Below are 15,245 nucleotides of genomic sequence, written 5' to 3'. Positions count from 1 at the left end.
GAATGCCCTCCCTTTAGTTGTCATCACCTTCGTGGAATCGTGTTTCGTCCCAGATGTCGGCAACCTTTTCCCATTCCTCGTCTTCCGGATCAACCAGGATTTCGTTGCCTTCCTCGTCCTGGCTGAATTTAAGGATTATCGCCTCCACTGCTTCCTCTTCTTCTTCGACAGGCAGTAAAATTGCGTACTCGGTGCCATCCACCTCTAAAATATCCAGCACTTCAAAATCGTGCTCCTCGCCGTCTTCATCCACCAGCGTAATGACCTCGATTTCTTCGGTCATCATACCACCCTTTTCCCGTTATTTTCCCAAAAGATAAAGGAATTATATAACTTATCCAGCATTTGCGTCAAGTTTGGGCATTTCCCGGCTTTGCCAGGTTGTCCAGATAGCTTTGGAGAATCATGACCGCCGCCAGTTTATCCACGACGGCGTGTCGCTTTTTACGCCGAACATCGGCCTGGACAAGAATCCGTTCGGCGGCGCTGGTGGTAAACCTCTCGTCCCAGAGGTTAACCTTAAGTCCCTTTTCCTCAAGCAAAGCCACAAAGTCGGCCACCTTACGCGCCTGCGGCCCCAGACTCCCGTCCAACCTCCGCGGCAGTCCGGCGACAACCCCGGCAACCTCATACTCGCCGGCAAGCGAGAGCAGCTTCTCTATGTCGTCGCTCAATTTCCCCCTGACTAAAACCCCCAAACCTTGAGCGGTAATACCAAGAGGGTCACTAATCGCCAGGCCTATCTTTCGATCGCCGATATCAAGCCCTAAGAGCCGCATTTTGTCTCCCGTTCAATTCGGAACAAAATAAGGCCAGAGTAGTTCGAATCTCTGGCTCCTTTCGCTTTATGCCCTTTATCGCTTAAGATTAATACCACCTTTATGGAATTGTGACTGTTGTCAGCATTTTCCGGGCGCATGACCCGTCCGTAACCGTATCCGGCTTCACCTGGCGTTCCGTCTTCGGGTCTTCCGGGTTGAAGGATCGACTGTATAAACCTTAGTATGCCACCTCATCTTTGAGGTATATCCTTACCAGCTCCTCCAAGAGTTCGTCGCGCTCCAGGCGGCGAATGAGGTTTCGAGCATTCCGGTGACTGGTTATGTAAGCCGGATCACCCGACAATAAATAACCGACAAGCTGGTTTATTGGGTTATACCCCTTTTCTTCGAGGGCGCCCACCACCGCCAGTAAAATGTCCCGAATGGTCTGCGGCTCTTCTTTTTTGACTTGAAACATCATCGTCTTTTCGTTCGAGTTATCCTGTTCCACGATTTGCCTCCCGGAAGGCCTTTTAGTAAAATCATCCCCTTAGTTATATTTTACTTTGGTTGCTCATTTTCCTTTCGGCGCTATAATTTTTATTTTTTAGCTTAGAATTCTACAGCAATTTTGCCTTGATGTAAGCTATCCCGGCGATCAAAGCATCGTCGAGCCGCGCCGGGTTCTTACCCCCGGCCTGAGCGAGTTCCGGCCGCCCGCCGCCGCCGCCGTTCACTACCCGGGCCACTTCTTTAACGACAGCCCCGGCATGCAAACCTCGCGGGATTAAATCCGGTGTTACCGCAGCAACAACATTCGCCTTGTCACCCGCAGCGCTCCCGAGAACAATCACCCCGGATCCCAGCCGCTCGCGCAATATGTCCAGCAAACCCCTGAGCTGGGCCATATCGGAGGCGTTTGCCCGCGATACCAGTACGTTGACGCCGTTAATATCCTGCTGGCGGTTTAAGAGGTCCAGCACCTCATATGCGGCCGCCTTATCCTTAAGGGATTCGTTCTCCCGCGAAAGCTCTTTCAATTGTTCCATCAGCGATGTCACCCGGGACGACAGGTCGCGCGGCGACGCCTTCAAAACCTCGGCTATCCGCCGGTAATCATCCAGGGCCGTGTTAAGATAGGTCAGCGCCGCTTCTCCGGTAACCGCCTCAATCCGCCTTATTCCCGAGGCGACGCTGCCCTCGGATATAATCTTGAATACTCCCGCTTCTACGGTATTCCTGAGGTGGGTTCCGCCGCAGAGCTCGATACTGAAATCACCGATCCGGACCACCCGCACCGTATCGCCGTACTTTTCCCCGAATAACGCGACCGCTCCGATTTCACGGGCCTCTTCGAGGGAGGTTTCGAAGGCCTCGACCGGTATGGCCGCGAGGATCGCCCTGTTGACCATCTCTTCCACCCTTTGCAGTTCCCCCGGGTTTACCGCCTGGTAGTGGCTGAAGTCAAACCGCAGTCTTTCCGACGCAACCAGCGAACCGGCCTGGTTGACATGGCTCCCCAGTACGGCTTTGAGAGCCCGGTGCAGCAGATGCGTCGCCGTGTGATTGCCGGCGGTTTTCCGCCGCTGGAACATATCGACCGAAGCGGTCACGATACCCTTTTCCTCAAGCATGCCCTCAATCACCCGCACACGGTGAACCAAGACATCCTCCACCGGGCGGTCGACGCGCTCCACTTCCGCCCGCAGCTTCACACCGGTAAGGATGCCGTTATCACTGACCTGCCCGCCCGATTCGGCGTAAAACGGCGTGGTCTCGAGGACAACGCTGACCGTTTCCCCCGCCTTCGCTGTTTTAACCAACGCGCCGTTTTCAACCAGTGCGAGAACCTTAGCCGGTGTTTCGAGCGTAAAATACCCGACAAAATGAGTCCGCCCTTTGTTATCCCTTATCCGCTTAAACAACCGCTCGCGCTCACCAAGATATTCCGTGGCCTCACGCGCCTGCCGGGCGCGCTCGCGCTGGACCACCATGGCCGCCGCGTAACCTTCCTTATCTAGTGTCATCCCCTGTTCGGCGCAGATCTCTTCTGTAAGCTCCAGGGGGAACCCGTAGGTGTCGTACAGCTTGAAGGCCATCTCCCCCGGAAGGGTTCCGGCCGTCTGTGCCTCGCCGATCATGCGGTTAAGGATCTCCGTCCCCTGCGCGAGGGTTTCGAGGAAACGTTCTTCCTCGGCCCGGATCACCCGGAGGATATACTCCCGCTTCTCGAGAAGTTCAGGGTACGTTTCACCCATTTTGTTTTGAATCTGCGTTGCCACGCGCTCAAGAAACGGTTTATCGACGCCGTAAAGCACACCGAACCGCACGGCCCGGCGCAGCAACCGCCGGATTACGTAACCCCGTCCTTCGTTTGAAGGAAGGGCCCCGTCCGCTACGGCGAAGGTTATCGCACGGGCGTGGTCCGCAATAATCTTCACGGCTGTGGCGGCTGTCGCACCGGCGTCTCGTTGGACGTTAAGGATATCGGCGATTTCGCCGGTCAAGTCCCGGAACAGGTCGGTTTCGAAGCCCGTTTTCACGCCTTGAAGGACCGCGGCCGCCCTTTCGAGCCCCATTCCGGTATCGATACCCTTGTTTTCAAGCGGGGAGTAATTTCCCTTCTCATCCCGGTAAAACTGTGTAAAAACCAGGTTCCAGAGTTCCAGAAACCGGTCGCAGTCGCACCCGACCTTGCAGTCCCTCCCGCAGGAGCTTTCCTCACCGAAGTCAAAATGTATCTCGGAGCAGGGACCGCAGGGACCCACCCCTATCTCCCAGAAGTTGGTGTCCTTCCCCAGCCTGACAATCCGCTCCGGGGACACACCCACTTTACGCCACAGATCGTAAGCCTCGTCGTCCTCGAGGTAAACCGATATCCACAGGCGTGCCGGATCGATCCCCAGGTCCCGGGTCATAAACTCCCACGCCCAGGGAATGGCCTCTTCCTTGAAATAATCGCCGAAAGAAAAATTACCGAGCATCTCGAAAAAGGTCAGGTGGCGGGCGGTCTTGCCGACGGATTCAATGTCCGGGGTCCGGAGGCACTTCTGGCAACTGACCATACGTCTGTTATCGGGAACGGCGGCGCCGGTGAAATAAGGCTTAAAGGGGACCATCCCCGCCGACGTCCACAACAGGCTCGGATCGCTCGCCGGAATCAGCGAGGCGCTCGGAATAACCGCGTGATCCTTTGTCCTGAAAAAGTCAAGAAATTTTTGACGAATCTCTTTTCCTATCATAAAAAACAACCTCTACCTCCCACGCTGTCCCTCAACCACCAGTCACGGCAGACGTTTTTAGCTGCTTTATCCATTCATTATATTAAGCTTGCAATACAGGGTCAAGCAGTCCGTCTCCTTGAGCAGACTCGATCACAGTTGTTAATTAAGCGTGATCTGCAAAAGCAAAGACAATATGAGGAAGATAGATTGACGGCATTAAATATACTTCATTACAGGCAATTACATAAACGGAAAAAGGAAACATATATTACTGATAATATTAATATACTTGAACACAATCAAATTAATTTAACTTCCAAATGCAAATAAATTTACAATAACGACCCAAAACGCATTTTACCTTAGTATATAATTTTAATACAGAATACATGACTCATAACAGGTGCAAGAAAATACCTTCACCTAAAACAGGAAGGTATGTGTTTTATTATTGTTTTATAATCTCCGGTTTTTATAAAAGCTGCAGTACAGGGTTTAGTAATAAACGGAGGTGGTTTGATGAAAAGATTATGGTTGTCCTGTTTATTCAGTCTGTTTCTGTGCTTTACCTTTGCGTGTTCCGCATTCGCCGCCGATCCTCTGTATTACACTCTTTCCGTTACCAGGAGCGGAACCGGGGGTGGAACGGTAACCAGCGATCCTGCGGGGATAGACTGCGGCGGCGATTGCTGCTACCAATTCGTAGAAGGAACAATGGTGAAGCTGGTCGCCACACCCGACAGCAATTCTGTGTTCAGGGGCTGGACCGGCTGCGACAGCGCTTCCGGAAACACCTGCACGGTATCCATGACGCGCAACGAGTACGTCACGGCGACCTTTGTCGCCGACTCCGACGGCGACGGTGTCGCCGACGACGAGGATAACTGTCCGTCCGTCGCCAACGCGGGTCAGGCCAACAAGGACGGTGACGGCGCGGGTGACGCCTGCGACGAATGCCCGAACGACCGTTATAAGACGGAACCCGGCGCCTGCGGGTGCGGCATATCCGACGCCGATACGGACGGCGACGGCGAGCCCAATTGCTCGGACCAGTGCCCGACAGACCCCGCGAAGACGGAGCCCGGCCTTTGCGGCTGCGGCGTAACCGACGCGGATTCGGACGACGACGGCATTCCCAACTGCTCGGACCCCTACCCCACTAATCCGGCCAAACCCGACCACGGCAACACCTGCGGCACCGCGACACCCATTGAGCTAAACAGCGCCACCAACGGCGTTTTCGAATCGGGCACCGACGTCGACTATTTTTCGGTAGAGATATATGAACCGGGAACCCTGTCCGCATACACGACCGTCGAATACAGCTCGACGACCACCGCCGGATACCTTAGAGACGAAGACTGCGACTTAATAACCTGGGACAGTAATTCGCTCGGCAATTTCTATATTATCAAGGATTTAGAAAACCCCGGGACTTACTACATCGGTGTCAAACACTCGACGGAAGGCACGGGGAGTTATACGCTTCACGTCAACTTCTGGCCGGCGGGTTACGTGAATACTACCCCTTGCACCGACATCCGCGTGAGCGGCAATTATCTTTATGCCACCGACCCGTGCGACGGGCAGGAGCACTCGATACAATGGAAGGGAATCGGGAAGGGGAACGCTTACGCCGGTTGCCGCAACGGCATCGCCATCACCGAAGAATGCTCCCCGGGTCTTTGGTGCGCTCCCAGCGATTCCGACAGCTATGCTTATGCGTACGATGCGGTCAACCATATATGGCGCGAGGCGGAGTTGAGCACGGGAGGCAATCTGTCGGCATCCTGGGGCGACAACGGTACGGTTGTGGTTAAGCTGTTCAACGGCGACTACAGGCTGTTCAAATTCGATCCGGGTTTTAAGCAATGCTGGCTTGGTTGTTTATACGGCTGGAATTCAATAGATGTAACGTCCTCCCATGAATTGTCCCACGCAACCTGCGGCGAGATGGAACTGTTCACCTACTACCTGGGCGCCGAGCTTTACACTTACGACTTCGTGGACCACAAGTGGCACGGCATGCAGATACTAAGCGGAGTCAGTCTGAAGAATTACTGGTGGGGCGACGGCGTCTTTGTGGCCGAGGCAACCAACGGCGTTGTCTACGCGTGGGCCTACGACCCTTTTAAACACAATTTTGTCGCCTTATCTCCTTATGTGACCACCAACGGGGTTTACGAACTGACGTGCTGCGAAGGCGGCTTTATGGGCAGTTATAAGCTGTCCGGCGGGGATTCGGAATATCTTTACAGGTACTGGTACAATGCTTTGCCTACCGGTCAGGGTTACTGGTCCGGCGGTTCCTGGGGAACCGCTTATGGTGATTCAGCTTTCGTGGACTGCCGGTTTGTCCCCGTCCCCACGCCGGCGGCGGATTTCACAACCGTTGAGAAAACGGACGGGTTGATTCCGCACTGCGTGCAGTTCCTGTCCAAGACTTTCGGCGGCGCTTACAGCATAGAATGGGATTTCGGGGACGGGTCGTACAGCTACGACGCAAACCCCCTGCACAAATACGATGAACCCGGGGATTACACCGTCAAGCTGACGGTATCCGGTTCCAAAACGTTCACGCGTACGAAAACCATCCACATCGCCGGACCGCCGAAAGCTCAGTTCTCCGCCAGTCCTGCGACCGGCACAAAACCGTTGACCGTCACCTTTACCGACCAGTCAACCGGCGATGTCGATTCATGGTCGTGGGACTTCGGGGACGGCTACACCAGCACCTCGCGGAACCCCTCGCATACCTACAACAATGCCGGCGACTACACGGTCAAGCTCACCGCAAAAGGTCCTTACGGTACGAACATATTAAACAAGGTCTGTTGTGTCCGCGTTTATTCACCGGCGCCGGATGCGCGGTTTACGGCCGGAACCACCAGCGGCACCGTTCCGCTGACGGTATACTTCACCAATAACTCCACAGACAGCGCCCAATGGTTCTGGACTTTCGGGGACGGCGGGACAAGCATACAAAAGAATCCCGCACACACCTATACCTCTCTCGGCAGCTTCACGGTAAGTCTGACCGCAACCGGGCCGGGTGGAACAGATAAACTGACCAAGACAAACTATGTCAACCTTGGGCTGCCTCCGGTGGCGGACTACACCGCCACTCCCATCAGAGGCGCCCCGCCTTTGACGGTGAACTTCACCGATCAGTCTACCGGGACCGTCACGTCGCGTTTGTGGTATTTTGGGGACGGTACCAAAAGTACCCTGAAAAATCCCTCACACGTTTATCAGAACGCCGGCAGTTACACCGTCACGCTGGTCGTTTACAACGCTTACGGTTCGCATAGCAAGACCCTCCCGGGATACATTTACGTTCACCTGCCGGCGGCGGATTTTTCTACCAATCCCTGTTGCGGCGGTGCGCCCTTGACCGTTCAGTTCACCGATAATTCCGCCGGCGGTATCACTTCGCGGTCGTGGACTTTCGGCGACGGCGGTACAAGCTCTGAACAGAATCCTTCATATATCTACAACAACCCCGGCGTCTATACCGTAACCTTAACTGTTTACGGCCCCGACGGATCGGATACGGTAACGCGTTACGTTTACGCCTACGAGCCCGTGGTAGCTCAGTTCAGCGCCGGTCCTACAAGCGGTGACGCGCCCTTGACCGTTCAATTCACCAACCAGTCGACCGGTAGTGACGTATGGGTATGGTGGTTCGGAGACGGAGACGACTACGACGTCAACTACAGTACCGAGCAAAACCCGACACATACCTACCAAGAACCCGGCGATTACGACGTGCTGCTGATGGCCGGCGGCGCCGGCGGCTCCCATGAAGAATTGAAACAGGGCTACATCCACGTTACGGTGGGACAACCCGTATCATCGGACGTTATCGGCGTACTCAGGCAAAAGCCCGACGGCAAGCAGAGGCTCCAGCTTTTTAATCCCCCTGCGACTTCAGATGCGGAAATCGAGCCGCCGATCGCCAGCGACGTGATTTTCGGCAACGCAAACGAAAATAACAGAAGAATTGCCGCCGCCGCGGTGGACATCAACGGCGACGGGATCGACGAGGTGGCGGTCATCGAGCAAAAGCAGGGCGGCGGCCAGCAGCTTAAAATTTTCAACGCGCCGTCGGGACTCGCCGTCAACATCGAACCGGCGACAGCAAGCGATCTCACCTTCGGCAACGCTACCACGGACAAAAACCGGACTGCCCTTGCCGGGGTGGATATCGACGGCGACGGCATCGACGAGATCGCGGTCATCGAACAAAACCTCGCCGGGAAGCAGTTGCTGAAAATATTCCGGGCGCCTGCGGGGCCGGACACGCCGACCGAGCCTCCGATAGCCAGCGACACGACCTTCGGGAACGTTTATCAGGACAGCAGAAAAACAGCGCTGGCGGGGGTGGATATCGACGGCGACGGGATCGACGAAATCGCCGTGATTCAGCAGAAACTCGGCGGCGGCCAGCAGCTTAAGATATTCAGAGCCCCGACAACAACCGGGGTACAGGTTGAGCCGTTCATCGCCGGCGACCTTAGCTTCGGCAACGCGAACACGGACAAAAACCGGATCCTTCTCGCCGGGGTTGACATCGACGACGACGGCGTGGACGAGATCGCGGTCATCGAACAGCACCTCGCCGGCAAGCACCTGCTGAAAATATTCAAAGCGCCTACCGGCTCGGACACACCGACCGAACCAGCCATAGCAAGCGACCTTACTTTCGGCAATGTAAACGGCGACAATAACAACATCGCGCTGACCGGGCTGAAACGGTAGCGCAATTCGAAAAACCGGCTTGAACCGGCCGCGGAAGTTATTCAAGGAATACTAAGCGCTCTCAAACGCTACGTCAAAATACAAAAATTAAAGGAAAGGTTTTACCATGAAAAAGTTCGGACTGGCTATTGTTTTGTGGTTGACTTTTTCCCTGGGCACTGCAGCAAACGCTTTCGCCGACGACCACGGCAACAGTTGCGGCACGGCGACGGCGATGGACGTCAACAGCACCGTCAGCGGGGTATTTGAAACGGGCACCGATCAAGACGCTTTCTTCGTAGAGATTCCGGAGTCGGGAACGATCTCGGCGTACACGACGGTCCCCGTAAGCACCACGACCACAGCAGGTTGGTTGAAAGACAGCGGTTGCGATACCATAGCATACAACAGCAGCCTGACGGGCAATTTCCGGATCACTCGCTTCGTAGTCGATCCGGATACGTACTACATCTATGTGAAGCCTTCAAGTACGGGCGTGACCGGCAGCTATACGCTTCACGTGGACTTCTTGCCTTCGGGTTCGGCAAGCGGCACTCCGTGCGAAAACATCAGCTCTCAAAATCATTATCTGGACGCGGCGGACCCCTGCGACGGCGAAACTAGTTCCATTTACTGGCAGGGGAACACCTATCATGGCTGCTCGGACGGTGTCGCTCTCTCATCAAACTTTGTTCAAAACCCAAGCGACGCCAACGCCTGGGGATACGCCTACAACCCGATCACGCACAGCTGGTGCGAGAAACAACTGAGCACCAGCGGCTGGGAGGGCATGTACCGCGGCGGCAGCGGTACCATCGTCATGAAATACGACAGCTATAACTTCGGGCTCTTTAAATTCGACCCTGGTTACTCCCGGGTCACCTTGGGAGGTTTGGACCATTGGAACTCCCAGGGTGTCTCGCATTCCAGCCAGATCTCCCACACCATCTGCGGCGATATGGTTTTGTTTGAATACAGCCTGGGCGCAGACCTTTTCATTTATGACTTTGTTGACCACAAATGGCACGGTGGGCAGGTCATAAGCGGCGCCGGTGTTGAAAACTTCTGGTGGGGTGACGGGGTATTCGTAGCCGAAACAAGCAACGGCGTTGTTTCCGCATGGGCATATGACCCTTTTAAACATTCTTTCGTGTATAAGGAACTGGGCACTAACGGTGTATACGATCTTTCTCTGTGTGAAGGCGCCGTCGTCATGAGCTACAAGCTGTCGGGTTCCGACGACGAGTATATTTACCGGTATGCATACAACGCCCGTCCCGGCGGGGACGGTTTCTGGTCCGGCGGTTACTGGACAATGGCGTACGGCGACGATTACTATGTGGACTGCGGGTTCGCTTCTGTTCCCGATCCCGCGGCGGATTTCGTAATGGTGGAAGAACAGGTCGGGTCGATTCCCCGCTGTGTACAGTTCCTCTCCCAGGCTTTCGGCGGGGCTTACTCATTTGAGTGGGACTTCGGCGACGGGTCAACCGGCTATGAGATACACCCTTTGCACAAATACACCGCCGCCGGCACCTACACGGTCACCCTGACGGTAAGCGGCTCCGAAGATTTCACCCTCACCAAGACGATATGTATTAATAGACCTGGCACCGGACCTTCAATGAAGCATGATTTTAATAGCGACGGCAAAGCTGATATTGCGGCACTTTACGATTACGGCAGCGGCGCCGCCAGAATCCATACCTGGCTCTCAACGGGTTCGTCCGTTCAGTATCAGGGACCTGATGGATGGTGGAAATGTGACAGCGGTTATACCGTCGGCAATACAACCAATAGAGTCGTAGCGGGGGACTTTAACGGAGACGGTAGAAACGACATAGCAGCATTCTATGATTACGGCAGTGGTACTACCAGAATCCATACCTGGCTGTCGACGGGTTTGTCCCTCCAGTATCAGGGATCAGGCGGTTGGTGGAGTTCGACCGGGTACACCGCCGGCCTGATCACCGGACGAGTAGTATCCGGCGACTTCAACGGGGACGGCAAGGATGACGTCGCGGCGTTCTACGATTACGGCAGCGGCGCTACCAGAATCCATACCTGGCTGTCGACCGGCTCATCCTTCCAGTATCAGGGGTCAAGCGGCTGGTGGAGTTGTGACAGCGGGTATACCGCCGACAATATAACTGGAAGAATAATTTCCGGAGATATTAACGGCGACGGTAAAAATGATATTGCGGCGTTCTACGATTACGGCAGCGGCGCTACCAGAATCCATACCTGGCTGTCGACGGGTTTGTCCTTCCAGTATCAGGGATCGGGCGGCTGGTGGAGTTCAACCGGGTACACCGCCGGCAAAATCACCGGACGAGTAGTATCCGGCGACTTCAACGGGGACGGCGAGGATGATGTCGCGGCCTTCTACGATTACGGCAGCGGCGCTACCAGAATCCATACCTGGCTGTCGACCGGCTCGTCCTTCCAGTATCAGGGGTCGGGCGGCTGGTGGAGTTCAACCGGGTACACCGCCGGCCTGATCACCGGACGAGTAGTATCCGGCGACTTCAACGGAGACGGCGAGGATGATGTCGCGGCCTTCTACGATTACAGCAGCGGCGCCGTCAGGATCCATGCCTGGCTGTCGACCGGCTCATCCTTTCAGTATCAGGGGTCAAGCGGCTGGTGGAGTTGTGACAGCGGGTATACCGCCGACAATATAACTGGAAGAGTCGTTCCTGGAGCGGCGTACATTCAGCCGCCGGCAGCCGATTTTTCCGCCAGCCCTGCCAGGGGCTTAGTACCCCTTGAGGTCTCATTCACCGACAAATCAATAGGTAGTATAACTTCCTGGTCATGGAGTTTTGGTGACGGGCAAACGAGTACGCAGCGTAATCCGTCCCATTTATACTCCGGTTCCGGCAATTACACGGTGAGCCTCACCGTATCGGGTCCCGGTGGTTCGAACAATAAAACGAGAACAGGTTACATTAAAGCAACTTCCCCTACACTTGCGGTGCTCAGTCAGCAACTGGACGGCAGACAAAAACTACTAATTTATCATCTCCCCGAAAGCGTTGGTGATGAAATCGAGCCTGCATTAGCCAGCAATACCACTTTCGGGAACATTTACGAGGATACCAGAAAGACAGCCATAGCCGGGGTGGACATCAACGGTGACGGTATCGACGAAATCGCGGTTATCCAGCAGAAACTGGACGGTACACAGATGCTCAAGATATTCCAAGCCCCGACAACGGTAGGGGATGAAATCGAGCCTTGCATCGCCAGCGATACCACCTTCGGGAACGTTTACGAGGATACCAGAAAGACAGCCGTAGCCGGGGTAGACATCAACGGTGACGGTATCGACGAAATCGCGGTTATCCAGCAGAAACTGGACGGTACACAGATGCTCAAGATATTCCAAGCCCCGACAACGGTAGGGGATGAAATCGAGCCTTGCATTGCCAGCGATACCACTTTCGGTAATGTTTATGAGGACAGCAACAAGGTAGCACTCGCGGGCGTTGACTACGACGGCGGCGGGGCGGAAGAAATCGCGGTCCTCAAACAGAAACTTGATGGAACACAAGTTCTCCTGATACTTGAGGTTCCGAACACCGTTAACGGGGAAGCCGCGCCTCTTCTCGCCAGCGACACAACCTTTGGTAGTGTATATGAAAACACTGGGAAAACAGCCATAGCCGGAGTGGATGTTGACGGCTTCCCCGACGGCGAAGGCGAAGGTATTGACGAGATCGCGGTCATCCAGCAAAAACTCGACGGAACTCAATTACTCAAGATCTTTAAGACCCCTACAATTACCGAGGCCGAGGTTGAACCGTGCATTGCCAGCGATACTACATTCGGAAATGCCGTGACCGACCAAAACAACGTTGCCACAGCCGGCTTGATGAGATGATTCGGGCATAAAAAACCGGCCGCTTTTCCGGCGGCCGGTTTTTTCTCCCGTTAAATCGTTTGTGCTGAACCTCAGCACTAACCCGCCCCTCAAGTCGAAGTGAAAGAAGACAGATAATAAGCGACCACGGCCATGACCATAAGAACCAGGAAAACAGACTTCCAGCTCATTGTACTCACCCTTCCTTATCCCGGACAAAAAACTTTGAACCTTGAACTTTGAACTTAACCCGCGATCCGTAATCCGTGTGCCGAGGACCTCAGCACTTGCCGCGCGGGCCTCAAGGAGATGAAAAATACCAGAAAACCACGGCCGCGGCGATTACGACGACCAGTAATACTTCTTTCCAGCTCAACGAACGCACCCCTCTCCCGTTGGGGAAACCGCTTTGCGACTCCGCTTATCCCGTTTGGAACCTTCTTTTCCACTCCCCGATGATTTTCACCCCGGAACTTGTCCCGATCCGGCTCGCCCCGGCGGCGGCCATCCGCAGCGCGGTATCCAGGTCCCTGATACCCCCCGCCGCCTTAACGCCGATGACTTTGCCCACCGCACCCCTCAGCAGCCGGACGTCGGCTTCCGTCGCCCCTCCCGGTCCGAAGCCGGTTGAGGTCTTCACCATGTCGGCGCCCCGTTCAACCGCGACCCTGCAGCCCAAAAGCTTTTCCTCGTCGTCCCAGAGCGCGGTTTCCAGGATCACCTTGATTAAAGCGTCGGGCCGCACTCCCCTTGCCGCCGCGATTACCGCTTTAAGTTCCTGTTCCAGGTACGGTAAGTTATGCTCTTTTAAAGCCCCGAGGTTAAGCACCACGTCGAATTCCGCCGCGCCGTCGCGCGCCGCCCGGTCCGCTTCCGCCATCTTCCCCGCGACGCTGGTGGCGCCGAGGGGGAAACCGATCACCGTGCAGACCCGTACCCCCGAGTCTCCCAGTTCTACTGCCGAAAGAGGCACGTAAGCAGGATTCACGCAGACCGCGCCGAAACCGTTTTCGACCGCTTCGCGGCAAAGCCTGCGGATATCGTCGCGCGTCGCTTCGGGACGCAGCAGCGTGTGGTCGATCATGCAGGCCAACTCTTCCCGGGTTAATTGCATACTCATCACTGCATCCTTAAACAAATTTCGAACAAAAAGCTGATACATTTTACAAAACCGCCATGGCGCCAAGAAAGAATCGGAAACTTAAAAGCAATATATTCCCCTAAGAACTCTAAAAATCCCGCCCTTGGCGTTCTTGGCGGTTCAACTGCCCCTATTTCTAATAATTCTTTACACCCTTGGCGTTCTTGGCGGTTCAACCCGCCCCCGACGCTGGCTATTCGATCGCAAACCGAATCAACCGCTCGACCAGGTCCCCGAAAGTAATCCCCGCGGCCCGCGCGGCATCCGGGAACAGGCTTACCTCTGTCAGTCCCGGGATGGTGTTCACCTCCAGGACATAGGGCTCCGTATTGTCGCCGACAATGAAGTCCACGCGCGAAAAGCCGCGGCAGCCCAGGAGCTTATACGTTTCGAGCGCCAAAGCCGCTATCCGCCGCTGCACATCCTCCGCCAGCCTGGGCGGAATGATATGGTCGCTCATTCCCGGGGTGTACTTGGATTCGTAGTCATAAACCCCCGTCGCGGAGACTATCTCGAGAAGCGGAAGCACCACCGGCTCAGCGTTGCCCAAAACCGCCGCGGTCACCTCCATCCCGGGAATGAATCTCTCGATCAGAACAACTGGGTCGAACCGCAGGGAATCTTCCAGCGCCTGCCCAAGTCCTTCCCTGCTCCGGACTATGCTCATACCGATGGACGAGCCCTGGGTCGGCGCCTTGACCACTACCGGCGGGGGCATCACTTTTGCCGCCCGCGCCGCCATTGCCGCAAGGGCCTCCTCCGGTTCCGGCTCGATAACCGCATACGGGGGTGTGGGAACCTCGCCCGCCGTCAAAACCCTCTTTGTGGCTATCTTGTTCATCGCCAGCGCGCTGGTCAAAACCCCGGGGCCCGTATAAGGAATACCCATAATCTCCAACAGGCCCTGGATACACCCGTCCTCGCCGCCTTTGCCGTGCAAGGCGATGAAAGCAACGTCCGGGCGCTCCGCCCGCAGCCTTTCCGCCACATCCGGCCCCGCGTCTATCTTGACGGCATCCATTCCTCTTTCCGCAAGCGCCTTGTATACGGCCTCACCGGACCTGAGCGATACCTCCCGCTCCGCCGAACGACCGCCCAACAACACCGCAACGCGCACCGCAGCGCCTCCTCTGAAAATAATCGTTCTTTCGTAGGGCGCGACGATAAGCTGCGTATAGCTTTGTCGGCGCCGCCGGCCGGATGCTCATGTACGTTTCGAGTACGCTCCGCTCCGTCCGGTGTCTTCCTTCGTGCTCTACTTGCTTCTCGTCGCGCTCCGTTTATGTTACGCATCTGTTTCTAAGTTTCAAGCTCACGGGTCTCCCGATTCTCATCCTTTATGTTGCTATAGCATTATGGGAAACTCCTTTTAAACGTCTTCTTTCAGTCTATTCTTCCTTTTTCGCTTAAATCCCTTTCTTGCGCCGCACGGAATATATAATCAGTAGACAATAGTAGGAGCCCCTTATTACCGGCGCCGGCCTGAAATAAAAAACCGTCCCGTAGGCCAATCT

General features: G+C 55.4%; 9 protein-coding genes. 2 read left to right on the top strand and 7 right to left on the bottom strand.

All coding sequences use genetic code 11. The annotated features are described in order from the left end of the window. Window positions 1-13: 13 nt before the first annotated feature. The 4 genes from AB1500_05035 to alaS form a co-directional block, all read right to left on the bottom strand. Window positions 14-283, bottom strand: a complete 270-nt coding sequence (locus AB1500_05035; protein ID MEW6182529.1) for a DUF1292 domain-containing protein — start codon at window positions 281-283, stop codon at window positions 14-16. Between the two features lie 67 nt (window positions 284-350). Further along, window positions 351-779, bottom strand: a complete 429-nt coding sequence (ruvX, locus tag AB1500_05030; protein ID MEW6182528.1) for a Holliday junction resolvase RuvX — start codon at window positions 777-779, stop codon at window positions 351-353. A 220-nt stretch (window positions 780-999) separates the two neighbouring features. Further along, a complete protein-coding gene (locus tag AB1500_05025) occupies window positions 1,000-1,272 on the bottom strand; it encodes an IreB family regulatory phosphoprotein (GenBank protein ID MEW6182527.1) in 273 nt (90 codons plus the stop codon). Window positions 1,273-1,381: 109 nt separating this feature from the next. Further along, on the bottom strand, window positions 1,382-4,003 hold the full coding sequence (gene alaS / locus AB1500_05020) for an alanine--tRNA ligase (protein MEW6182526.1): 2,622 nt from the start codon (window positions 4,001-4,003) through the stop codon (window positions 1,382-1,384). A 501-nt stretch (window positions 4,004-4,504) separates the two neighbouring features. Here alaS and AB1500_05015 point away from each other — a divergent pair. Both AB1500_05015 and AB1500_05010 read left to right on the top strand, forming a co-directional pair. Further along, entirely contained in the window at window positions 4,505-8,746 is a 4,242-nt protein-coding gene (locus AB1500_05015; GenBank protein MEW6182525.1) for a PKD domain-containing protein, read from the top strand. 106 nt (window positions 8,747-8,852) lie between these two features. Next, window positions 8,853-12,611 (top strand): PKD domain-containing protein, encoded by a 3,759-nt coding sequence (locus AB1500_05010; protein MEW6182524.1) that lies wholly within the window; start codon window positions 8,853-8,855, stop codon window positions 12,609-12,611. Window positions 12,612-13,011: 400 nt separating this feature from the next. Here AB1500_05010 and deoC read toward each other — a convergent pair whose 3' ends face one another. From deoC to AB1500_04995, 3 genes are read right to left on the bottom strand one after another with little or no spacing between them, the layout of a single operon-like run. Beyond that, complete coding sequence (deoC, locus tag AB1500_05005) at window positions 13,012-13,710, bottom strand: deoxyribose-phosphate aldolase (protein MEW6182523.1); 699 nt, start codon at window positions 13,708-13,710, stop codon at window positions 13,012-13,014. Further along, complete coding sequence (locus AB1500_05000) at window positions 13,710-13,907, bottom strand: hypothetical protein (GenBank protein ID MEW6182522.1); 198 nt, start codon at window positions 13,905-13,907, stop codon at window positions 13,710-13,712. The genes deoC and AB1500_05000 overlap by 1 nt, the downstream gene beginning before the upstream one ends. Before the next feature lie 17 nt (window positions 13,908-13,924). Continuing rightward, window positions 13,925-14,848: a D-alanine--D-alanine ligase gene (locus AB1500_04995; GenBank protein MEW6182521.1), complete on the bottom strand. Its 924-nt coding sequence runs from the start codon at window positions 14,846-14,848 to the stop codon at window positions 13,925-13,927. Between the last annotated feature and the right edge of the window lie 397 nt (window positions 14,849-15,245).

This window comes from Bacillota bacterium, assembly GCA_040755295.1.
Lineage (GTDB): Bacteria > Bacillota > Desulfotomaculia > Desulfotomaculales > Ammonificaceae > SURF-55.
Note: the sequence above shows the minus strand (reverse complement) of the source record. Positions and strands in the feature narration are given on the sequence as shown.

Bases quoted from the DNA above. Each gene is read 5' to 3' on its own strand.
- AB1500_05035 (MEW6182529.1), bottom strand. From the start codon at position 283: ATGACCGAAGAAATCGAGGTCATTACGCTGGTGGATGAAGACGGCGAG.
- ruvX (MEW6182528.1), bottom strand. From the start codon at position 779: ATGCGGCTCTTAGGGCTTGATATCGGCGATCGAAAGATAGGCCTGGCG.
- alaS (MEW6182526.1), bottom strand. From the start codon at position 4,003: ATGATAGGAAAAGAGATTCGTCAAAAATTTCTTGACTTTTTCAGGACA.
- AB1500_05015 (MEW6182525.1), top strand. From the start codon at position 4,505: ATGAAAAGATTATGGTTGTCCTGTTTATTCAGTCTGTTTCTGTGCTTT.
- AB1500_05010 (MEW6182524.1), top strand. From the start codon at position 8,853: ATGAAAAAGTTCGGACTGGCTATTGTTTTGTGGTTGACTTTTTCCCTG.
- deoC (MEW6182523.1), bottom strand. From the start codon at position 13,710: ATGAGTATGCAATTAACCCGGGAAGAGTTGGCCTGCATGATCGACCAC.